Origin of the sequence: Arthrobacter sp. 2MCAF15, assembly GCF_052115605.1 — a bacterium.
Classification (GTDB): domain Bacteria; phylum Actinomycetota; class Actinomycetes; order Actinomycetales; family Micrococcaceae; genus Arthrobacter.
On the sequence record NZ_JBFRGZ010000035.1, the window covers coordinates 1 to 17124 of the forward strand.

Genomic DNA, 17124 nt, shown 5'->3' on the forward strand with positions numbered 1-17124 from the left:
GTCGCACAGTCGCACATCGTCCAGCGGCAAACCGACAAGGTCAAGGACGCCGTCTTCGGAGTGAAGGAAAAGGTCATGGGAGCCGCCGAGGACACCGCCGACAACGTTCACTCCGCCGCAGAACACGCCGGCGCGCATGTCAGCGACGCGGGATCCGCCGTCGCCACCGCGCCGGCACAGCTGAAGACAAAAACCCAAGGAAACCCGCTCGCTGCCGGGTTGATCGCCTTCGGCGCCGGYCTGCTGGTCTCCTCCCTGCTCCCTGCCAGCCAGAAGGAACGGGAAGCCGCCGACGCGCTGAAGACCGCTGCCGAGCCGCTCACGACGGAACTGACGGACGCGGCAAAGCATGTGGCCGAGGGCCTCAAAGCGCCCGTCCAGGAAGCCATGGAGAACGTCAAGGCAACCGCCGTCGACGCCACCGAGCACCTCAAGGCAGAAGGCCAAACCGCTGTGGCAGACGTCCAAGACCGGGCCGCCGAGGCCAAGGACAACGTTCAGCAGGCCTAAGCCGCATCGGACAGCGGCCGGCAGCCCTCGCTCAAGCGCTGGGCGGCCGGCCACGCCGCTTAACCCAAGAAGGATCTTCCGTGGCCACGAACCCTGCCAATCCAGAACATGACTCCATGACCGGCCCCGAAACAGCCCAGAGCAGCACCGCCAAGGCCCGCACGGCGCCGGCCCCGGACGACGCCCGCAAACCGGACAGCCCCACCGACGTCACCAAGCCGTCCTGGAAGTACATCGCCAAGAAGACCCTGCGTGAATTCACCAAGGACCAGTCCCCGGATCTCGCCGCAGCCCTGACCTACTACTCGGTCCTCTCCATATTTCCGGCGCTGCTGGCCATCGTGTCGTTGCTGGGCATTTTCGGGCAGGCCGGGAAGAGCACCTCTGCGCTCCTGGAGATCGTCCAGGGGTTCGCGCCGGGTGGCACTGTGGACGCCATCCGCCAGCCAGTCGAGCAGCTCAGCAGCTCCTCCGCTGCCGGATTCACCCTGGTGCTTGGCATCCTCACCGCCCTGTGGTCAGCCTCCGGCTACGTCGGGGCGTTTGGCCGCGCCATGAACCGGATCTACGAAATCGATGAGGGCCGGGCGTTCATCAAACTTCGGGGCACGATGCTCCTGGTCACGATTGCCACCGTGCTGATCGTCCTCGTACTCTCCGCCATGCTGGTCCTGAGCGGCCCGGTGGCGGACGCGGTCGGCAACGCCATCGGCCTGGGCGGAGCCGTCCTGACGGCGTGGAACATTCTCAAGTGGCCGGTGATCCTGCTGCTCGTGATCTTGGTGATCGCCATCCTCTACTACGCCACCCCGAACGTACAGCAGCCCAGGTTCCGCTGGATGAGCCTGGGATCCACCATCGCCCTGGTGATCTTCCTGCTGGCATCCCTGGCCTTCGCCTTCTACGTGGCCAACTTCAACAGCTACGAGAAGACCTACGGTGCGATCGGCGGCGTCATCATCTCGCTGCTGTGGCTCTGGATCCTGAACATGTCGCTGCTCTTCGGTGCCGAATTCGACGCCGAAATGGAACGCGGCCGCCAGCTCCAGGCCGGCATCGCGGCCGAAGAGACCATCCAGCTGCCACCACGGGACACGAAACAGAGCGACAAGCTCCAGGCCCGCGAGGAAGAGGACATCCGCCGCGGACGGGAACTGCGGGAACAGCACGGCGGCCCAGACGAGGACCAGCCGGACCACGGGGACAGGAGTGCTCCACCCGGCGGCGCCACAAGAATGGACCGCAGCTGATGTCGAAGCCCGGTCCGGCGAAGTCAAGGGCTATTTTCCGGCGCGCGCCCACGGTGTGCCTTGTCTGGTGCACGGACGACCCCCGATGGTCTAGGTCGCACCTTTGAGTAGTACTCAAAACCTCCAGTAGCGTGCGCGGGCCATCGAGTACACGCCATAGCACAGCAACCCTGCCGCGGCAGCGGCGAGAAGGAACACCCCGTACGGCTGGACGCCGAGGGTCTTCAGGCCCCCGTCCAGGCCGGTGGATTTCGATGGATCCGCGGTGGCCGCGGCAACGATGATCAGGACGCCGACGACGACGAGCACCACGCCTTTGGCGGCGTAGCCAACGATCCCGATCCACTCGACCACTGCGCGGGCGCTGCCGGGGTCCTGCAGGTCCTTCATGAAATTCCGTGTGACGCCCCGATAGACGTAGTAGGCGCCGGACGCGATGATCGCCAGACCGACCGCGATCAGCAGCACCACGCCGCCAGGGGCCCCCATCATCTTCGCGGTGAAATCACTGGTCGACTGGCTGGAGTTCTTGCCGCCGCCCGAGGCGAAGACCGCGAACGTGAAGGCCACAAAACCGTATATCACGGCCTTTACCACGGCCACACCTGCCCCTTGAAGCTTCTTCTTCGAATCGGCTTCAGAGCGGGCCTCGAAGATGGCCTCAGTCAGCATCCATAGGGCCAGTGCGGCGCAGCCAACAACCCCGGCCCAGAGCAGTAGCGGGCCGCCCGGTTTCGAGGCGAGCGATCCGATCGCGCCGGACTGGTCGGCCTCGCCGCCCTGACCCCTATCGATCTGGAGGGCAATGAATCCGATCAAGATGTGGAGGAGGCCGATGGCGACGAATCCGGCGCGAGCCAGAACTCGCAAGGCGGGGCCCCGGCTCGCCGACGCCGCTTCGGACACCGCTCGATTAGCCTTCTGCGAGGCATCGCTCATGGCCAGCCCTTCCCGACATGAACTTGATCTCCTGTTGCCCGCTCAGCGTCGCGGAATGCTCCAGTCTAAATCCATTCGTGGCCGGCCCGACAGACCCCGGGAACGACCCGGACAGGGAGGAATGGCGCTATCGGAACACGAAATAGGAGGCGGGTACTCGGGCGCTGTTTGGTTCATCTCCGGCGACACGAAAGCGCGTGTTTCGGCGGCGGTTTGCGATCGGCCTATGGCCGGCCTTTCCTCCGGTGTCGCCACCGTGCGGTCCTGGTGTCGGTCCTGTGCTTCCCCGGTTCTGGCGAGAACGGCGGCTCCATGCCGGGCCGGGAACTCGTGGCGGGGATCCGCGGCGCCACTGTGACGGAGGCGATGCGTTCCAGCCGGGGGTGCATGTGGTCGCCGGCGTCCACGACGCCGGTCTGCCACCATAGTTTCAGCCCTTCCGGTGCTACCTCGAGGAAGGCCAGGTTGTTGTCGAACCAAGGGCCTCTGATCCCGGCCCAGCGGAAGGGCGGGTCCGGGACCTTGGCCGAGCGCGCCACCAGGACGCCGACCGGGGCGGCCAGCCCGTAGGACATGATGGCCGCAAAGGACCGCATCAGCCGGGGCAGCGGATTGCGGATGGGGGAGGAGACGGCCTGCACTATCCGGCTGCCCGAGCCGCGCTGCACCTCCGAAGCGTAGGAGTAGTGGACGTCCCCGGAGAGAAAGGCGATTGTTTCCGGTGCCGCGCCGCGTTTGCCGTCGGCAACCTCGGTCACCATGGCCGCAACCTCCCGGAAGCTGTTCTGGAAGGCACCCCAGTGTTCAAGGTCCAGCGCCTGGCGCAGACTCTCGCCGGCGCGGGCGGCACGTTTTCCCCACGCGCCTTGGGAAACGGCCTCATTCCAGGACTCGACGTAGTGCAGGCCCATCGGCAGCAGGAAAGGAAGCGAAGTCGCCACGAGCAGGTGGCGGAAACCGCCACGCATCCGGTCGTCGAGCCACGCCATTTCGGCCTTGTCGACGAGGGCGCGATCGTCCGGCGTCAGGTCCCGGGCAGCACGGGAGTCCACAACTATCAGCCGAGTGTCCCCGAAATCCCGGCAGTAGCTCCACCGGTAGGATTTCGGGTCCCGATCAGCCCGGTCCGCGAAACTGTCCAACTGCCGGCCGACGTCGATTTCGTGCTCGCCCGTGTGCCGGGCGATCTGCTGCCAGAGGGCATCCTTCGCCCGATCCTGCGGTGACATGTTCCCCAGATGCTGATACACCCAGTACGAGGCCAGCCCCGCAACAATCCGCCCATGCCACCAGGAGGTGGCTTCCATTTTCTTCTTCCAGCTCAGCGAGGTATTCCAGTCGTCGCGGATGTCATGGTCATCGAAGATCATGGCGGTGGGCAGGGTGGATAGCAGCCACCGGTTCGCGGGGTCTGACCAGGCCAGATAGTACAGATGGGCGTATTCCTCGTAGTCCTTGAGCTCCTCGCCGGGTGGTGCCTTGATGTCCCGCCGTGCGCGGATGAACTCCTGCATCTGCGCGCTGGTTAGGTCGGCGTACACCTGGTCCCCGATGAAGGCCAACAGATCCGGCCGCGGCAGTTCACGGCCGGCCGCCATCCCCAGAGCGAAGGCGCGCAGCGAGTCGACGCCGTGGGTCCGGTTGCCGGACTCATCGTGCGGCACACTGGTCCGGCAGGAGCCGTAGGCCATCCGCAGTGGCTTCCCGGGCTTCAGTGTCGCGATCATCGACGGCGGGAACCCGGACGAAGGGTCGGGCCAGACCCGTGTTCCGTTGATGTCGAGGGTGTAGGGCGTGACCGTTCCAGGTTGCAGGCCGTCCAGCTCCACCAGCGCGTAGTGGTGGCCGTGGACCGCGAACGTCCTGGCCGCCCAGTCCCTGCCGCCGGCACGGATGGAGACGCGGGCAGCGGCCGGGGTCTCCACCCACACGCTCGCCGAGGTCTCATCCACGTACCGGATCATCGGGCCGAGCACCAGGGGAGAGGTCGTCATAACTTAGTTGTACCGGCCCGGCCCGGATGCGGCCATTCCCGGCGGGAAAGGCAGGCCCTGGGCCCCTGCGCTAGCCTGATGCCTCACGTAACCTGCCTTCGACATGACCCGTCGCGACCCCCGCCGCGAACGCCCGGACGCTCGTGCTGTTCCTGGGCGGCAAACGCGACGGCAGCCAGTTGCCCTATCGAACCCGAGCCGCTGGTGCCGGGCCGGAGGGCGAGACCGTTGGGAAACACTAGGCCGTGCACTGCTTGTGCCGCGCCGGTTCGCCATTGGATGGACTCTGAACCTCGGCAGCCCCGGCGCGGCGATGCTGGTGGCCGATATCTTCGCCCTGATCTTCTTGGTGACCATCGTTCGTTGACACCCGCCAGTCGCCGCCAACCGCTGTTCCGGCTTATCTAAGTGCGGGACCTGCCGCGGATGAAGTGGAAGACCAGAACCACCACGGCAATAACCAAAAGCAGGTGAATGAGCCCCCCTCCGATGCCGCCAAGCAATCCGAGGAGCCAGAGAACAGCAATAATGATGGCTATCCATAGCAACATGAGAGTCTCCCTTGTGTGTCTGCGGATGGAAATGCTGATTTTTGCCTCTGGCCGGTCTCGTCACTTTGGCGCACGGCAGGCATGACATTATGGACGGAGGCACGCTGAGGGGCAGTGACGGCCAGTCGCCCCGTCGTACCGCCCACTCTCATCACCCCTGATGTCGCATCCATTCCCCAAGATCCAAGTTCGCGATTCCGGCCAAAGGGCCACGCGTCTATCGCGTGGTGCGCTTCACCCTATTCCAGGGCCGCGTTCTTGAAAATGGCAACCAAGAAGAGACTGCCACCCGGCAAGGCTCTCCAAGGAACGGTCACTCGCAGCTCCACTTCCGGAATGCTAGTGCTATTCGCCATCTATCTGCCGTGCGGAGCAGATCGTCGACGGCGGCGGTGTTGCGATGCAGCCACAAGAATGGGAACAAGACTGCAGAAGCTGACGGGCAAGGCATCGTTGGATGTGCGCCCCGGGAGGGTTCTGTCTGACGCAGCAACTTTACGGCCGCTCTCAGCCGGAGCTGACTTGCATGTTCCCGCTATTGACCGGTTGCTGCGATGCCGATTACGGATACCGGGACGCAGCGGCACAGCTGCAGAGGGCTGATCGCCTCGGCGCCCGCCGCGCCGCGCATGCCCATCCATAAACCCGGTGCGCATTGGGAAATCACGCCCCGGCTCCGAATGCCGTCACCACGTGGGCCAAAAATACCGGCCGGGATTCAGGCGCCGGTCTCGTAGTGCGGTTCGGCCACCGGCTTGGACTCGGGGGAGCCCTTCTCGCGCAGGTAGACAGAGGCGCCCACCAGTACCGCCACCGCCAAAAACTCGCTTTGCCAGTTCTGGAAGGACTCGAACCAGAAGCGGCTCGTGGCCAGATAGCCCAGCACCGTCACCGTGGGCTGGCCGTGCGCCTGCTGGTCACCGTTGTAGTCGTCAGCCCCGCCCACCGCATGCAGGACGAAGGACGCCAGGAACAGCACGAGGAACATGATCGAGAGCGAGTGTTCGTAGAGCTTGAGCAGCCAGCCGCCGCGCCGCACGGGCCACGGGGTGGATGCCTTGAGCTTTGCATGCCGGGGGTCCTCGTCCTGCGGGGCGGTGTGGCCCATGGGCTTGGACTCGGAGGACCCTTTCTGGAGCAGGACGACGGTCAGGATGACGTACATGCCCATCTGCAGGAATTCCGACTCCCAGTTCTCGAACGTCGCCTCCAGGAAGTTCCCGGTGCCGAGGTACTGCAGGACGTTCACGGCCGGCTCCCCATGGGCCAGCTGCTCGTCGCTGTAGGTGCTCGCCCCGCTGAGGATCATGCCGCCGAAGAACACGGCGAACAGCCCAATGTTGGCCAGCAGCAATCCGCGCTCCTTGACCCACTGGCCCGTGGTTCGTCCCGTGCGCCGCCCGCGTGAAACGTCGGTCATGGGGAGTCCTCCTCGCGTGCCTGCCGACGGATCCGGGCAGGGACAAGAACCAAAAGCAGTGCCAACACAGCCAGCAGCCCGACGCCGGCGATCACGCCCGCCGTCCGGCCTATGGTGACGTCGAAGATGAGCGACGTGGTCCCCACGCTCAGCAGCGCGACGCCGGCCAGCGCGATCTTCGCGATAATATCGGCGCTGGCCACGAGCGTTTCCTTCAGCCCCTGCCGGAACAGCCGGCGGTGCACGCTGACCGGCAGCAGGATCGTGGCCGTGGTGAGGGCGGCCACGACGACGGTGGCGAGGTAGAGCCGGATCTGGTAATCGTCCAGCGTTTCGAAGCGGGACTGGAACGGCAGCGTCAGGAGGAAGCCGGCGAGAATCTGGACCCCGGTCTGGAGCACCCGCAGTTCCTGCAGCAGCTCCACCCAGTTGCGGTCCATCCGCTCAGCGAGCGATTCGTCCCGGCCGTCGTCCTTCGGCGCCGCTGGGCCTGTCATCGGTACTCCTCCGTGCAATCCCGAAACCATGGTGAACCTGCCGCAGCCTGCGGCCCTACCCTCAACCTAGGCTTGAGAGTTGCCAAAATACAAGCCGGTAGTAAGTCTGCTGAATATTTTAAGGCGGGCGAAAACTGCAAGTTTTGCCAACCTCAGACTGGAACAGTCGGCTTCCACGACAGCAGACACAATGTCCTCGTTCTTCGACATGCCACACCGGCCCGGGAGCGATCTCCAGAGGAAGTGGGAAGTGTCAGATGGGAAGCATGCACCCGGGAGCTATGTCCAGACGTCGTGCACCTTCACCGCCCACGGCCACACCACTCCTGGGCATCGGCCTGTCCATCGGCGGTGAGCACGCTGTCTTCCTTGGGGCAGCTATATCCCGGCGCAGTACTTTCGCTCACTTGGAGCAGTCGAGAAGGCACTCCACTCCAGGTCAGCGATTCAGATAAGAGCCAGCACGCTGTTAGGGAGGTAAACATTTGCATACCGAAGGACCGAGACATTAGTGGCGCGGCAGTGGATGGTACCGGTGCCCATTGAAGGGCTCTGTCGCCGGGCAGTCACCCCTGGTGAGCGACGAGGTTCGTGGCACTTTGTCCATCAGGAATTTCACGAACTCCGGTGTGGGTCAGGCTGCGTGAATGGCCATTACTCCTTGGCGTCCGGGCGCCGACCGCCGCTGCCTGACCGTCGGCAGACCGACCACTGCGGACCGGACTGGCCGCCGGTGTTGCCCGGATGAGCTATTCTAATATGAATGCAATTCATTTAACCTGAGGCAAGAGGCGGAGACTTCAAAAGTAACTTTCGTCGCCTTCGAGCGAGAGCACGAACGCCGAGCGTCCGCCGCCCGGGCAATGCTGAAGCACTCTTGGTTGCCTGACATGCCCAAGCCTGGCTGGCTGACCACCTCTGATGTGCACCCTGGGCAGCGCAACCATCGAGTAGTGACGAACGGCGCCAGCCGAGCGACTTGATGAAGCGGAACGAATCTTCGATACTTCAGCATTCAATAAATTGGTTGACATACCGTCAGCTGCCGGTCACGGGCGCCTGTGAAAGCCCAATTACTGTCGACACACAAGAAAGTCAGATCCACATGAATACAACTACTGACCTCCCGGTGGCCGTCATGGCAACCGACCGGGCGAGCATCGAACGCCAGCTCGACGAAGCCGTCGGTGCCGCCTTGACACAGGCAATGCGCGAAGGGCGTCAGGGAATCCTGGTCACCCAACATGGTCCCGCCTCCTTCACGGTCGATCTCAGCGATGCCGTCCCCTTCGGACTGACCCGCGAACGTCAGGAATGGTAGGCCACCCCTGACTGGGCTGGTACCGGAACGACGGCAATCTGGCTGGGCAACCGTCCCAACGGGGGGTCATCTCGTAGCCGCCATGGAATGGGCCGAACGTCTGCGGGGTCGTGCTGAGCCTGGGTTGGGCCGTCAGGTCCGGCGGGAGGCGACCGGGTCCAGTGCCTGCAGCGTGGCGCCGGTCACGAGCCCGTAGGCCAGATGCGGGAGGATGTCGCTCGCCCAGTCCATCGCGGACCAGGTGCGGGGGTCTGTTATTCCGAGGACAGTCATTGGCGCATTGCTGCCAATGAGTGCGCCGGCCGTGGCGGTAAGTGAAGAACCGAGGAGCCCGGGTCGGTATCCGGCCATGCGGGCCAACCCGAGGACGCAACCGATGCCGACACCCACGGCGAGGCCCGTCAGCGGGCCGAGCCCGGCGACGCGGTTCGCGCGTTCGTTTTCGGTACCTGGGATCGTGACTCCGGTGACGTCTGCCAGCTTTTCTACGGTGGACTCCGGGGTGCTGCTGGCCGGACGGCCCCTCCAGACCATGTCAAGGTAGGAGATCGTGTTCAGTGCCGTGGTCCCTGCGGCTCCGGCCACGGCCCCGGTGGCCAGCGCTCGGATGATTCTCATGGCCGCGGCACCATACCCAGCCGGGTGGGGCCGCCGTGCTGATCGCAGTCTCTGAAGTCCTCTGGGCCTTGCCGCTCTCCGGGTGCCCGATCGCGGTGGTCGCAGCCGAGTCCGATGACCTTATCGAGGTCATCGAGTCTGTAAGCGGCGGCGCTGGAGCGCCCTGGCGTGTGGATACTGATTTCCCTTCGCATGAATCCTCCACGGTGCTGATCGGGCCGGTCCGGGCGGGCCGGTTGTTGTTCTTATCTGTCATCGTGCCCGCGGCTCCGTCCGGGAGCAAGGGCGGAGGACGGAGTTCGCGAGGGTTCCGGCGCAGCGTGAAAGTCCGCAGCGCGGAGCTGGAGCCAAGACGGACCTGCACCCTCCAGTATTGGATGCTGACCGGGTCGCCGCTGCCGACGGACGGCTGCCGTGCGCCGGGTGTCCCACCAGGCATCCCGGGCGAACCAGTGCACCGGATCGGCTGCCACGGCCCAGATCCGGCCCTCATACCGGACGGCCAGGGGTGTGCCGGCCGCGCTGGGTTCCGACCTGCGGGCCACGGGCGCGGACGCCGGAACGGGTCGAGCACCAACAGCGCCGGGCAAGAAGAAGACCCGCTATAGGAGGTTGGTTCCGATGTCTTGTCCGATGTCCTGTCCGATTCGCCGGAGCAATGACGTGGACAGTTCGGGGTCTTTGGACGAGTCCTGATCCGTGTAGTCGGCCAGCGTGTACACCCGGGTGAGGTCCATTTCGGCCCACCGTTCCTGGGGCAGGAGGGAACGGCCGGCGACAGCGATGATGGGACGGGACCCGGACCGGCGTGCGACGGCGGCGGGCAACTTCCCGGCGAGGGTTTGCTCGTCCAGGCTGCCTTCGCCGGTGATGACGATGTCGCAGTGGTCCTTGCGCGCATTGAAGTCCAGCAGGTCCAGGAAGTAGTCGGCGCCGGAGACCTGCTGTGCCCCCAGGAGCAGGCAGGCGTAGCCGAGCCCCCCGGCACTTCCGGCGCCCTCGTGTTCAGCCAGCTGCGCCGCGTCGGCCAATCCCGCTGCCGTCAGCCGGGCGACGAAATGCGCGAGGCCTTTGTCCAGGGCCGCGATTTCCTCGGGGCCGGCGCCCTTTTGGGGACCGAAAACCGCCGGTGCGCCCTGGGCGCCGAGCAGCGGGTTGTGGACGTCGCTGGCGACGACGAGCTCGATTCCGGCCAGTTCCGGCAGGGCGGTCCGGTGGATGCTGTGGATCTGGGCCAGCGCCCCGCCGCTGCCGTAGAGCTGGCGGCCGGCGGCGTCGCGGAAGCTGTAGCCGAGGGCTGTGAGCATTCCCATGCCGCCGTCGGTGCTGGCGCTGCCGCCGAGGGCCAGAACGATCCTGGCCGGCCGCAGGCTGAGGGCGAACAGGACAGCTTCGCCGAAGCCGCGGCTGGAGGCAGCCAGCGGTTCAAGGTTGCCGTCCGGCAGGAGCCCTAGGCCGCACGTGTTGGCCACTTCGACGACGGCGGTGGCGCCGTCGAACGCGATGCTGGCCTGGACGGGCTGGCCGGTGGGTCCAGCGACGGTGTAGCTGCGCCGGGTGAAACCGGAGGCGACGGCGGCATCGACGCTGCCGTCCCCTCCGTCCGCCAGGGGAAGCAGTTCACAGTCGATGGATCCGATTCCGGATCCGGCTGCCGAACGCAGTCCTGCTGCCAGGGCATCGGCCACTTCGCCGGCGGTGAGGCTGCCTTTGAATTTGTCCGGTGCGATCAGGGCCCGCACGCTTTTCGGGGCGGGTGCTGTGGCCATGTCAGTTGCTTTTCGAGTAGACAGGGTGGCGGTCCTCGCTCGATGCCAGATCCTTGTTGGCCGGTTCCGTGGGCTGGGGGCTGATCTCCTTGGGTGTGTGGGGGTCGTGGCCGGTCAGGTCGGCGGCGATGTCCGTGAATTCGTCGAGGGGTGTCGGGTCCTCGCTGGGCAGCGGCTCCACGGCTTCGCCGTTGAAGACGCGGCGGACACGGTCCGCGTCCAGCGTCCGGTCCCACCAGGCGATGAAGAGCGTGGCGACGGCGTTGCCGGTGAAGTTCACCAGGGCCCGGCATTCGGACATGAACTTGTCGATGCCGAAGATGAGCATGATGCCGGCGGCCGGGATGGTGCCGACGGTGGCCAGCGTGGCGGTCAGGGCGATGAAACCGCCGCCGGCGACGCCTGCCGCGCCCTTGGAGGTGAGCAGCATGACCGCAATCAGGCCCAGCTGCTGGCCGATGGTCAGGGAGGTGTTGGTGGCCTGCGCGATGTAGACGGCAGCCAGCGAAAGGTAGATGGCGGCGCCGTCGAGGTTGAAGCTGTAGCCGGTGGGCACGACGAGTCCGACTGTTTCCTTCTTGACCCCGGCGTGTTCAAGCTTGCGCATCAGGCCCGGCAGCGCCGGTTCGGCGGTGGAGGTGCCCAGGATCAGCAGGTACTCCTCTTTGAGGTGGCGGATCATCTTGAAGATGTTCAGCTTCAGGAAGGCCATGACGGATCCGAGGACCACGACGACGAACAGGATTGAGGTGGCGTAGAAGAGGGCGATCAGCCCGCCCATGCTGGAGAGGGAGGAGACGCCGTACTTGCCGACAGCGAAGGCCATGGCGCCGAACGCACCCAGCGGAGCGGCCTTCATGATGAAGCCCAGGATCTTGAACATGACCCCGGTGAGGCGCTGGACACCGTCAAGGACGGGCGCGCCGACTTTGCCCATGGCGTTCAGGGCGATACCGAAGATCACGGCAATGAAGATGATCTGCAGGATGTCGCCTTCCACGAAGGGCGCGACGATGCTGGTGGGGATGATGTGGGTCAGGAACTGCCACCACTCCTGGTGCGCGCCGGCGTCGATGAGCTTGGCCGCGGAGTCCGTAGTCTTGATCGCGCTGGCGTTGGCGTTGACGCCCTCGCCGAGGCGGAAGACGTTGATGGCGACCAGGCCGAAGAGCAGGGCGAAGATGGTGCCGATCTGGAAATACGTCAGGGCCTTCAGGCCGGTCAAGCCGACCTTCTTCAGGTCCGCAACGCTGGCGATGCCCCCGACGATGGTCAGGAACACGATCGGCCCGATCAGCATTCTCATGGCGTTGACGAACGTGGTGCCGATCGGTTCCAGGGCGATACCGGCGGAGGGCGCGAGCCAGCCCACGAGAATGCCGAGGACGATGCCGGTCAATACCCAGAAGTACAGCTGGCGGTACCAGCGTGTCTTGGGGGTTTGATTCTTAGCTGCCGCGGCTGCGCCCGCAGTGGTGATTGGTCCCATGATTCCTACCTCATTGTGGAATGTGAATGGCGTGGTGCTTGAAGAATGGCTTGAAGAATGAAGAGCTGGGTCGGGCGGGCAGCGGCGACGGCGCGCGGCGCCGCCCGCCCCGAAGGTGGTCCGGCTAGACGGCAGCCAGAGTGTGGGTGAGGGCCTGGATGATGGCCTCAGTGACGTCGTCGGTGTTGGCTTCGCCGCCGACGTCGCGCGTCAGGTAGCCGGCGGCGGTGGTCTGCTCGATCGCGGCCTCGACGCGGCGGGCTTCCTCGTGCAGGCCGAAGTGGTCAAGCATCAGGGCGGCGCTGGCGATCGCGCCGATGGGGTTGCTGATGCCCTTGCCGGCGATGTCCGGCGCGGAGCCGTGCACCGGTTCAAACATGGACGGGAAGCGGCGTTCCGGGTTCAGGTTCGCGCTGGCCGCCAGGCCGAGGCTTCCGGCCAGGGCGGAGCCGAGGTCCGAGAGGATGTCCGCATTAAGGTTCGAGGCGACAACGACGGAAAGGTCTTCGGGGTGCAGGATGAACTTGGCGCTCATGGCGTCGACCAGGACGCTTTCGGTGGCCACGTCCGGGTAGTCCAGGGCCACGCGCTGGAACGTTTCGTCCCAGAGGACCATGCCGTACTGCTGGGCGTTGGACTTGGTGACGGAGGAGACCTTCTTCACGGTACGGGTCCGGGCGAGGTCGAAGGCGAAGCGCATGATCCGCTCGCAGCCCTTTTCGGTGAACAGGGCTGTCTGGAGGGCCACTTCGTTGCCGGGGCCGCGGCCGCTGAGGTTCCGTCCGCCCAGCCCGGCGTACTCGCCTTCGCTGTTTTCGCGGACGACGATCCAGTCGAGCTCGGTGTGGTCGGCCTTGCGCAGCGGGGACTGGATGCCGGGGAGGAACTTCACCGGGCGGATGTTGGCCCACTGGTCGAAGTTCTGCGTGATGTTCAGGCGCAGGCCCCAGAGGCTGATGTGGTCCGGGACGTTTTCCCAGCCGACAGCGCCGAAGTAGATGGCGTCAAAGTTCTTCAGGGCCTCCAGGCCCTTGGGATCCATCATCTGGCCGGTCTTTTCGTAGTAGCCGCAACCCCACGGGAACTCGGTCCAGTCGAAGGCGAACCTGCCGCCTGAATTCTGTGCCAGGGCGTCCAGGACGCGGCGTCCGGCGGAGACAACTTCCTTGCCCACGCCGTCGGCGGGAATCGAAGCGATGCTGAATTTCTGGGTGGCGCTCATGTGCCTACCTCCTCGTTGAGTGTGTTAGCAGCGTCACACTGCCTGTCCTCTTCAAGTAGACGATCCGGCACCATACGCCGTCCAAGACCAAGATTCGATACGGTAAATAGGCTTAGCCTATTGGTCGTTCGGCTGCGGGCCCTGGGCTACTGCCACATGCAGCTCTGCGACGGCCAGGAAGGCTCTGGCGGCAGGGGTCAGGTCTTCCTTGCGGCTCAGGATGGCGACGTCCAGGTGGGACACTGGCTCGATCAGCAGGGTCCGCAACCCTGACTTGTGCGCCAGCGGAGCCCAGGATGACGGCATGACGGCGTGTCCCACGCCCGCCAGGACCAGCGGCAGGATCGAGGTCCGGTGCGCTACCTCCACCACGATTTCCGTGTTGACGCCCCGGGCCAGCGCATCATCGACCAGCCAGCGCATCAGGGATCCGCGCTGGCTTGCGATCAGCCGGTGGCCGCCAAGATCCTCGCGCTGAATGGCCGTCCCCGGGCCAAACGTGTCCGCCTGCGGGTTGACGATCAGGATCAGCGGCTGGCGTTCCAGCTCCAGGACCTGGACTCCCGGGACCCGGATGGGGTTTGGGGATCCGGCCAGGCCGATTTCGGTGCTGCCGTTGCGGACGGATTCAATGACTTCCTCGGGCGTAAACGCTGCGCTGACGTTAAGCCGGACCGAGGGATGCGTGCGCGTGTACTCGGCGATCATCGAGGTCAGCGGTTCGATGCCGGGGGAGGGCATGGTGATAATGTCCAGCCGCCCGCTCCGCACGCCGCGCAGCGCCTGCACCGCGGACTGCGCGGCATCAAGGTCCCGCATCACCAGCCGGGCCGGTCCGACGAGTTCCTTGCCCGCTTCGCTGAGGACCGCGCGGCGGCCGATGCGGTGGAACAGCGGCACGCCCAGCTCCTTTTCCAGGCCCGCGATGGTCTGGGACAGGGACGGCTGGGCGATCAGCAGGTGTTCCGCGGCGCGGTTGAAGCCGTCGTGGTCGACGACGGCCAGAAAATACTTCAGCTTCCGGGTGTCCACGACAGCTCCTTCACCATTCCGGGGGCTTCCCGCCCCCCGGAATGCACGCCCCTGGGGCGGCACAGCGGGCGGCGGTGAAGCAAAGATAGCCTACGCCTATCAGAGCACTGGTACTGCGTCATGGGCCCGCCATTCGGAAGGCTTTTGGAATCAGTCCCACGGCTGAGATTGCGCGCCCCGTGCTTAGGCTGCAGCTACGCCTTGGGTTGCAGCAGACTTTAGTTGGGCGCCTCTTGGTTTGGTGCAAGCCGACAGCACCTCGATGACGAACAGGGATTCAGATATTTTCAAATCGAACCTGTTGCGACGATGGTTGGAAACCGCCTACCCACTGCTGGACTGCTGAGGCTCGGCGCCCCCAGAGGCGTCGGGCGATCTGGAACCCTGTGAATTGCAGACCGATAATGAAAGCAAGCAAGCGCGTTGGTCGCTTGCCTCTTCGGTGACTGAAGGTCGAGGGAAGGAGGTTTGCCATGCCGCTGTCGGACTATGAGCGCAGGCGCCTCCATGAACTCGAAGCGGAGCTGGCAGCGGACGGCCCGGCCCTGGCCCGGAAACTTGCTAAAGACAGGTCCTCCCGGCTACCGCTTCACTGGTCCGTCGGCATTGTGCTGGCACTCGGGGGCTGCGCATTGATGATTCTAGGGTTTTCCGCCCAGCTTGCGGGTCTAGGCGTCCTGGGATTTCTGTTGGTGTTCGGCGATGCCATGGGGTACGCCTGGCGCTGGGCCCTTGATCCAGGAGGCCCGGGATGATGAGCGGAGTTCACGGTGCCCCGGCGCCGCAAGGGACGGCAGTGCTGCCGGGAATCGCAGAATAGCGGTTGTTGTGAGCCTCGGGGGGATTGAGGCTCACGTCCTGGGGTGGCGACCGTCCGGAGCAATCCAGGATATTGCGGCGATTCGGCCCCGCCGGGTGTACGGAGAGGGGTCTCTAAGCTGCCATTCGGGAGTCAGGGCCGTGAGCCTGATGCCGGCGGATCAAGGCGTTCCGGGAGCGCCGGGCGTCGGCGATGCGGGTGCCCTCCGGCACGTGGCTGTCCGCGGGCAGCCGGACCCCGTATCCAATACACGCGCCCGCCCCGATGCGTGAGTGGCGGGCGATATGGACCCTGTTGCCCAGGACGGCTCCAGCTCCGACGTAGACGTTGTCTCCGATGAAGACATGGTCACCGACTATGGCCCGGCGGTCGATCCAGCCTCCCCGGCCAATACGACAGCCGGACCCGACGCGGGCGCCGGCCTCGACATAGGTGGTTGCACCGATGAAGGAATCACCTTCCGCCCGGGCGCCAGGACCGATCAGGCCGCCTCCGTTGGGATGCCGGCGGTAAGTAGTGGACCTGCCGTTTTCGTTTTCGACGGTCTCGATGTTTCTTGTCATTTCATTCCCTTCTGGCGCTCAATGACGCCCACAAGAAATTAACGCGGCCTGTTCAGATTTGATTCCAGAAGCCCGGCAATCTGGGAACGCTGCCGGACCAGGCAAAGGACAAGCAGGTGATCCCGTCCGCCACCGAAGCAGACCTCCAGAAACGTTCGTCCTGGCCGGAACCGCCTCCTAACGTTCAGTCCCGTGAACCTTTCTTCCCCCAGTGGCGTCGTAGGGGTTAGCGTCCGGCCTTCTTTCGGCCGGGCCTGAGCAAAAGGAACGAGACATGAAGAAGCAACTCGGCATGGGACTCAGCGCACTGGCCTTGGCCGCAGTCCTCAGTGCCTGCGGCGGCACCGCCGGCACCACAAGCAGCTCCTCCGCACCCGCGACGAGCGACTCGACCTCGACGGCGCCCTCGGCGGCCGCGGAACTGAAGACGGCGACGTCCAGCGCCGGCCAGATTGTAGTGGACGGCAAGGGCATGAGCGTCTACGTCTTCACCAAGGACGTCAAAGATTCGGGCAAGAGCGCCTGCGTCGATGCCTGTGTGGCAATGTGGCCCGCCGTGACCACTTCGTCCGCGACCCCCTCAGTTGAAGGCGTCACCGGGACCGTCGGCACCATCACCACCGCCAACGGGAAGAAGCAAGTGACGATCAACGGTCTGCCTATCTACAACTTCGTCAACGACAAGGCCCCGGGCGACATCCTCGGCCAGGGCGTCAAGGACGTCTGGTACCTGGTAAACCCGGCGGGCGAAATGATCAAGGGCGCCGCCATGGGGTACTGAGGTTTCTGGTACTCGGCCTGCCGGTTCGCCGGTGTGCTGCGGGGCCACGTCCCCGGCAATCGTGTCCGCATTAGTGTGCCGTGTGACGGTGGAGCGAGGTGCAAGTTCGGCAATATTGAGGCAGAGTCGACCAGAAAATTTGAGGTGTGGACGTTGTCCACACTTTGGGTTTCGGATCGGGTCGTACTGGTGCCGGATCGGGCCGGATTCGGAATGAATCAAGCTGTTTGTGACAGCGGGTTGGTTTTGTGGTTGATGCCGGCGTGGGCCGGGGCGGCTGGTGCGGTGGGTTTGTTCCGGTAGCGGTGAGGGTGCCGGGCGTGGCAGGCGTTGAGGGTTGCCTGGCGG

At 65.1% G+C, this 17124-nt stretch carries 17 protein-coding genes; 6 read left to right on the top strand and 11 right to left on the bottom strand.

Going from position 1 to position 17124, the window contains the following annotated elements; translation table 11 throughout:
- Positions 1–510: DUF3618 domain-containing protein (locus AB4089_RS22405; RefSeq protein WP_441411476.1), on the top strand; the 510-nt coding region annotated here is incomplete at its 5' end.
- A gap of 116 nt (positions 511–626) precedes the next feature.
- Positions 627–1760, top strand: coding sequence for a YihY/virulence factor BrkB family protein (locus tag AB4089_RS22410; RefSeq protein ID WP_441411477.1), 1134 nt, complete (start codon positions 627–629; stop codon positions 1758–1760).
- 114 nt (positions 1761–1874) lie between these two features.
- Here the strand turns inward: AB4089_RS22410 and AB4089_RS22415 are convergent, their stop codons facing one another.
- Together AB4089_RS22415 and AB4089_RS22420 are read right to left on the bottom strand one after the other, a co-directional pair.
- Positions 1875–2699: a DUF1206 domain-containing protein gene (locus AB4089_RS22415; protein ID WP_441411478.1), complete on the bottom strand. Its 825-nt coding sequence runs from the start codon at positions 2697–2699 to the stop codon at positions 1875–1877.
- Positions 2700–2923: 224 nt separating this feature from the next.
- On the bottom strand, positions 2924–4693 hold the full coding sequence (locus AB4089_RS22420) for an alkaline phosphatase D family protein (RefSeq protein ID WP_441411479.1): 1770 nt from the start codon (positions 4691–4693) through the stop codon (positions 2924–2926).
- A 103-nt stretch (positions 4694–4796) separates the two neighbouring features.
- Between AB4089_RS22420 and AB4089_RS22425 the strand changes: the two genes are divergently transcribed.
- Positions 4797–5060, top strand: a complete 264-nt coding sequence (locus tag AB4089_RS22425; RefSeq protein WP_441411480.1) for a DUF5808 domain-containing protein — start codon at positions 4797–4799, stop codon at positions 5058–5060.
- A gap of 37 nt (positions 5061–5097) precedes the next feature.
- Here AB4089_RS22425 and AB4089_RS22430 read toward each other — a convergent pair whose 3' ends face one another.
- The 3 genes from AB4089_RS22430 to AB4089_RS22440 form a co-directional block, all read right to left on the bottom strand.
- Positions 5098–5244, bottom strand: a complete 147-nt coding sequence (locus tag AB4089_RS22430) for a lmo0937 family membrane protein (RefSeq protein WP_441411481.1) — start codon at positions 5242–5244, stop codon at positions 5098–5100.
- A 718-nt stretch (positions 5245–5962) separates the two neighbouring features.
- Positions 5963–6664 (bottom strand): DUF6766 family protein, encoded by a 702-nt coding sequence (locus AB4089_RS22435; RefSeq protein WP_441411482.1) that lies wholly within the window; start codon positions 6662–6664, stop codon positions 5963–5965.
- A complete protein-coding gene (locus AB4089_RS22440; protein WP_441411483.1) occupies positions 6661–7161 on the bottom strand; it encodes a DUF6328 family protein in 501 nt (166 codons plus the stop codon). Before AB4089_RS22440 ends, AB4089_RS22435 begins: the two co-directional genes overlap by 4 nt.
- Positions 7162–8266: 1105 nt before the next feature.
- On the opposite strand from AB4089_RS22440, the gene AB4089_RS22445 reads away from it, so the two are divergent.
- A complete protein-coding gene (locus AB4089_RS22445; RefSeq protein ID WP_441411484.1) occupies positions 8267–8482 on the top strand; it encodes a hypothetical protein in 216 nt (71 codons plus the stop codon).
- A gap of 132 nt (positions 8483–8614) precedes the next feature.
- Here the strand turns inward: AB4089_RS22445 and AB4089_RS22450 are convergent, their stop codons facing one another.
- The 5 genes from AB4089_RS22450 to AB4089_RS22470 form a co-directional block, all read right to left on the bottom strand.
- On the bottom strand, positions 8615–9100 hold the full coding sequence (locus tag AB4089_RS22450; protein ID WP_441411485.1) for a hypothetical protein: 486 nt from the start codon (positions 9098–9100) through the stop codon (positions 8615–8617).
- Between the two features lie 602 nt (positions 9101–9702).
- Positions 9703–10869: a glycerate kinase gene (locus tag AB4089_RS22455; RefSeq protein ID WP_441411486.1), complete on the bottom strand. Its 1167-nt coding sequence runs from the start codon at positions 10867–10869 to the stop codon at positions 9703–9705.
- Position 10870: 1 nt separating this feature from the next.
- Positions 10871–12358: a C4-dicarboxylate transporter DctA gene (dctA, locus tag AB4089_RS22460; protein WP_441411487.1), complete on the bottom strand. Its 1488-nt coding sequence runs from the start codon at positions 12356–12358 to the stop codon at positions 10871–10873.
- Between the two features lie 124 nt (positions 12359–12482).
- Entirely contained in the window at positions 12483–13580 is a 1098-nt protein-coding gene (locus tag AB4089_RS22465; protein ID WP_441411488.1) for a tartrate dehydrogenase, read from the bottom strand.
- 117 nt (positions 13581–13697) lie between these two features.
- Positions 13698–14612, bottom strand: coding sequence for a LysR family transcriptional regulator (locus AB4089_RS22470; RefSeq protein ID WP_441411489.1), 915 nt, complete (start codon positions 14610–14612; stop codon positions 13698–13700).
- Positions 14613–15085: 473 nt separating this feature from the next.
- On the opposite strand from AB4089_RS22470, the gene AB4089_RS22475 reads away from it, so the two are divergent.
- Positions 15086–15367 (top strand): DUF3040 domain-containing protein, encoded by a 282-nt coding sequence (locus AB4089_RS22475; protein ID WP_441411490.1) that lies wholly within the window; start codon positions 15086–15088, stop codon positions 15365–15367.
- 178 nt (positions 15368–15545) lie between these two features.
- Here the strand turns inward: AB4089_RS22475 and AB4089_RS22480 are convergent, their stop codons facing one another.
- A complete protein-coding gene (locus AB4089_RS22480; protein WP_441411491.1) occupies positions 15546–15995 on the bottom strand; it encodes a DapH/DapD/GlmU-related protein in 450 nt (149 codons plus the stop codon).
- A gap of 274 nt (positions 15996–16269) precedes the next feature.
- Between AB4089_RS22480 and AB4089_RS22485 the strand changes: the two genes are divergently transcribed.
- Positions 16270–16776 carry a COG4315 family predicted lipoprotein gene (locus AB4089_RS22485; RefSeq protein ID WP_441411492.1) on the top strand — a complete coding sequence of 169 codons (507 nt, stop codon included), beginning with the start codon at positions 16270–16272 and terminating at the stop codon, positions 16774–16776.
- Positions 16777–17124: the final 348 nt, after the last annotated feature.

What these genes read in the sequence shown, in the direction of transcription:
- AB4089_RS22410 (WP_441411477.1), top strand. Translation starts at nt 627, where the DNA reads ATGACCGGCCCCGAAACAGCCCAGAGCAGCACCGCCAAGGCCCGCACG.
- AB4089_RS22415 (WP_441411478.1), bottom strand. Translation starts at nt 2,699, where the DNA reads ATGAGCGATGCCTCGCAGAAGGCTAATCGAGCGGTGTCCGAAGCGGCG.
- AB4089_RS22420 (WP_441411479.1), bottom strand. Translation starts at nt 4,693, where the DNA reads ATGACGACCTCTCCCCTGGTGCTCGGCCCGATGATCCGGTACGTGGAT.
- AB4089_RS22425 (WP_441411480.1), top strand. Translation starts at nt 4,797, where the DNA reads ATGACCCGTCGCGACCCCCGCCGCGAACGCCCGGACGCTCGTGCTGTT.
- AB4089_RS22430 (WP_441411481.1), bottom strand. Translation starts at nt 5,244, where the DNA reads ATGTTGCTATGGATAGCCATCATTATTGCTGTTCTCTGGCTCCTCGGA.
- AB4089_RS22435 (WP_441411482.1), bottom strand. Translation starts at nt 6,664, where the DNA reads ATGACCGACGTTTCACGCGGGCGGCGCACGGGACGAACCACGGGCCAG.
- AB4089_RS22440 (WP_441411483.1), bottom strand. Translation starts at nt 7,161, where the DNA reads ATGACAGGCCCAGCGGCGCCGAAGGACGACGGCCGGGACGAATCGCTC.
- AB4089_RS22445 (WP_441411484.1), top strand. Translation starts at nt 8,267, where the DNA reads ATGAATACAACTACTGACCTCCCGGTGGCCGTCATGGCAACCGACCGG.
- AB4089_RS22450 (WP_441411485.1), bottom strand. Translation starts at nt 9,100, where the DNA reads ATGAGAATCATCCGAGCGCTGGCCACCGGGGCCGTGGCCGGAGCCGCA.
- AB4089_RS22455 (WP_441411486.1), bottom strand. Translation starts at nt 10,869, where the DNA reads ATGGCCACAGCACCCGCCCCGAAAAGCGTGCGGGCCCTGATCGCACCG.
- dctA (WP_441411487.1), bottom strand. Translation starts at nt 12,358, where the DNA reads ATGGGACCAATCACCACTGCGGGCGCAGCCGCGGCAGCTAAGAATCAA.
- AB4089_RS22465 (WP_441411488.1), bottom strand. Translation starts at nt 13,580, where the DNA reads ATGAGCGCCACCCAGAAATTCAGCATCGCTTCGATTCCCGCCGACGGC.
- AB4089_RS22475 (WP_441411490.1), top strand. Translation starts at nt 15,086, where the DNA reads ATGCCGCTGTCGGACTATGAGCGCAGGCGCCTCCATGAACTCGAAGCG.
- AB4089_RS22480 (WP_441411491.1), bottom strand. Translation starts at nt 15,995, where the DNA reads ATGACAAGAAACATCGAGACCGTCGAAAACGAAAACGGCAGGTCCACT.
- AB4089_RS22485 (WP_441411492.1), top strand. Translation starts at nt 16,270, where the DNA reads ATGAAGAAGCAACTCGGCATGGGACTCAGCGCACTGGCCTTGGCCGCA.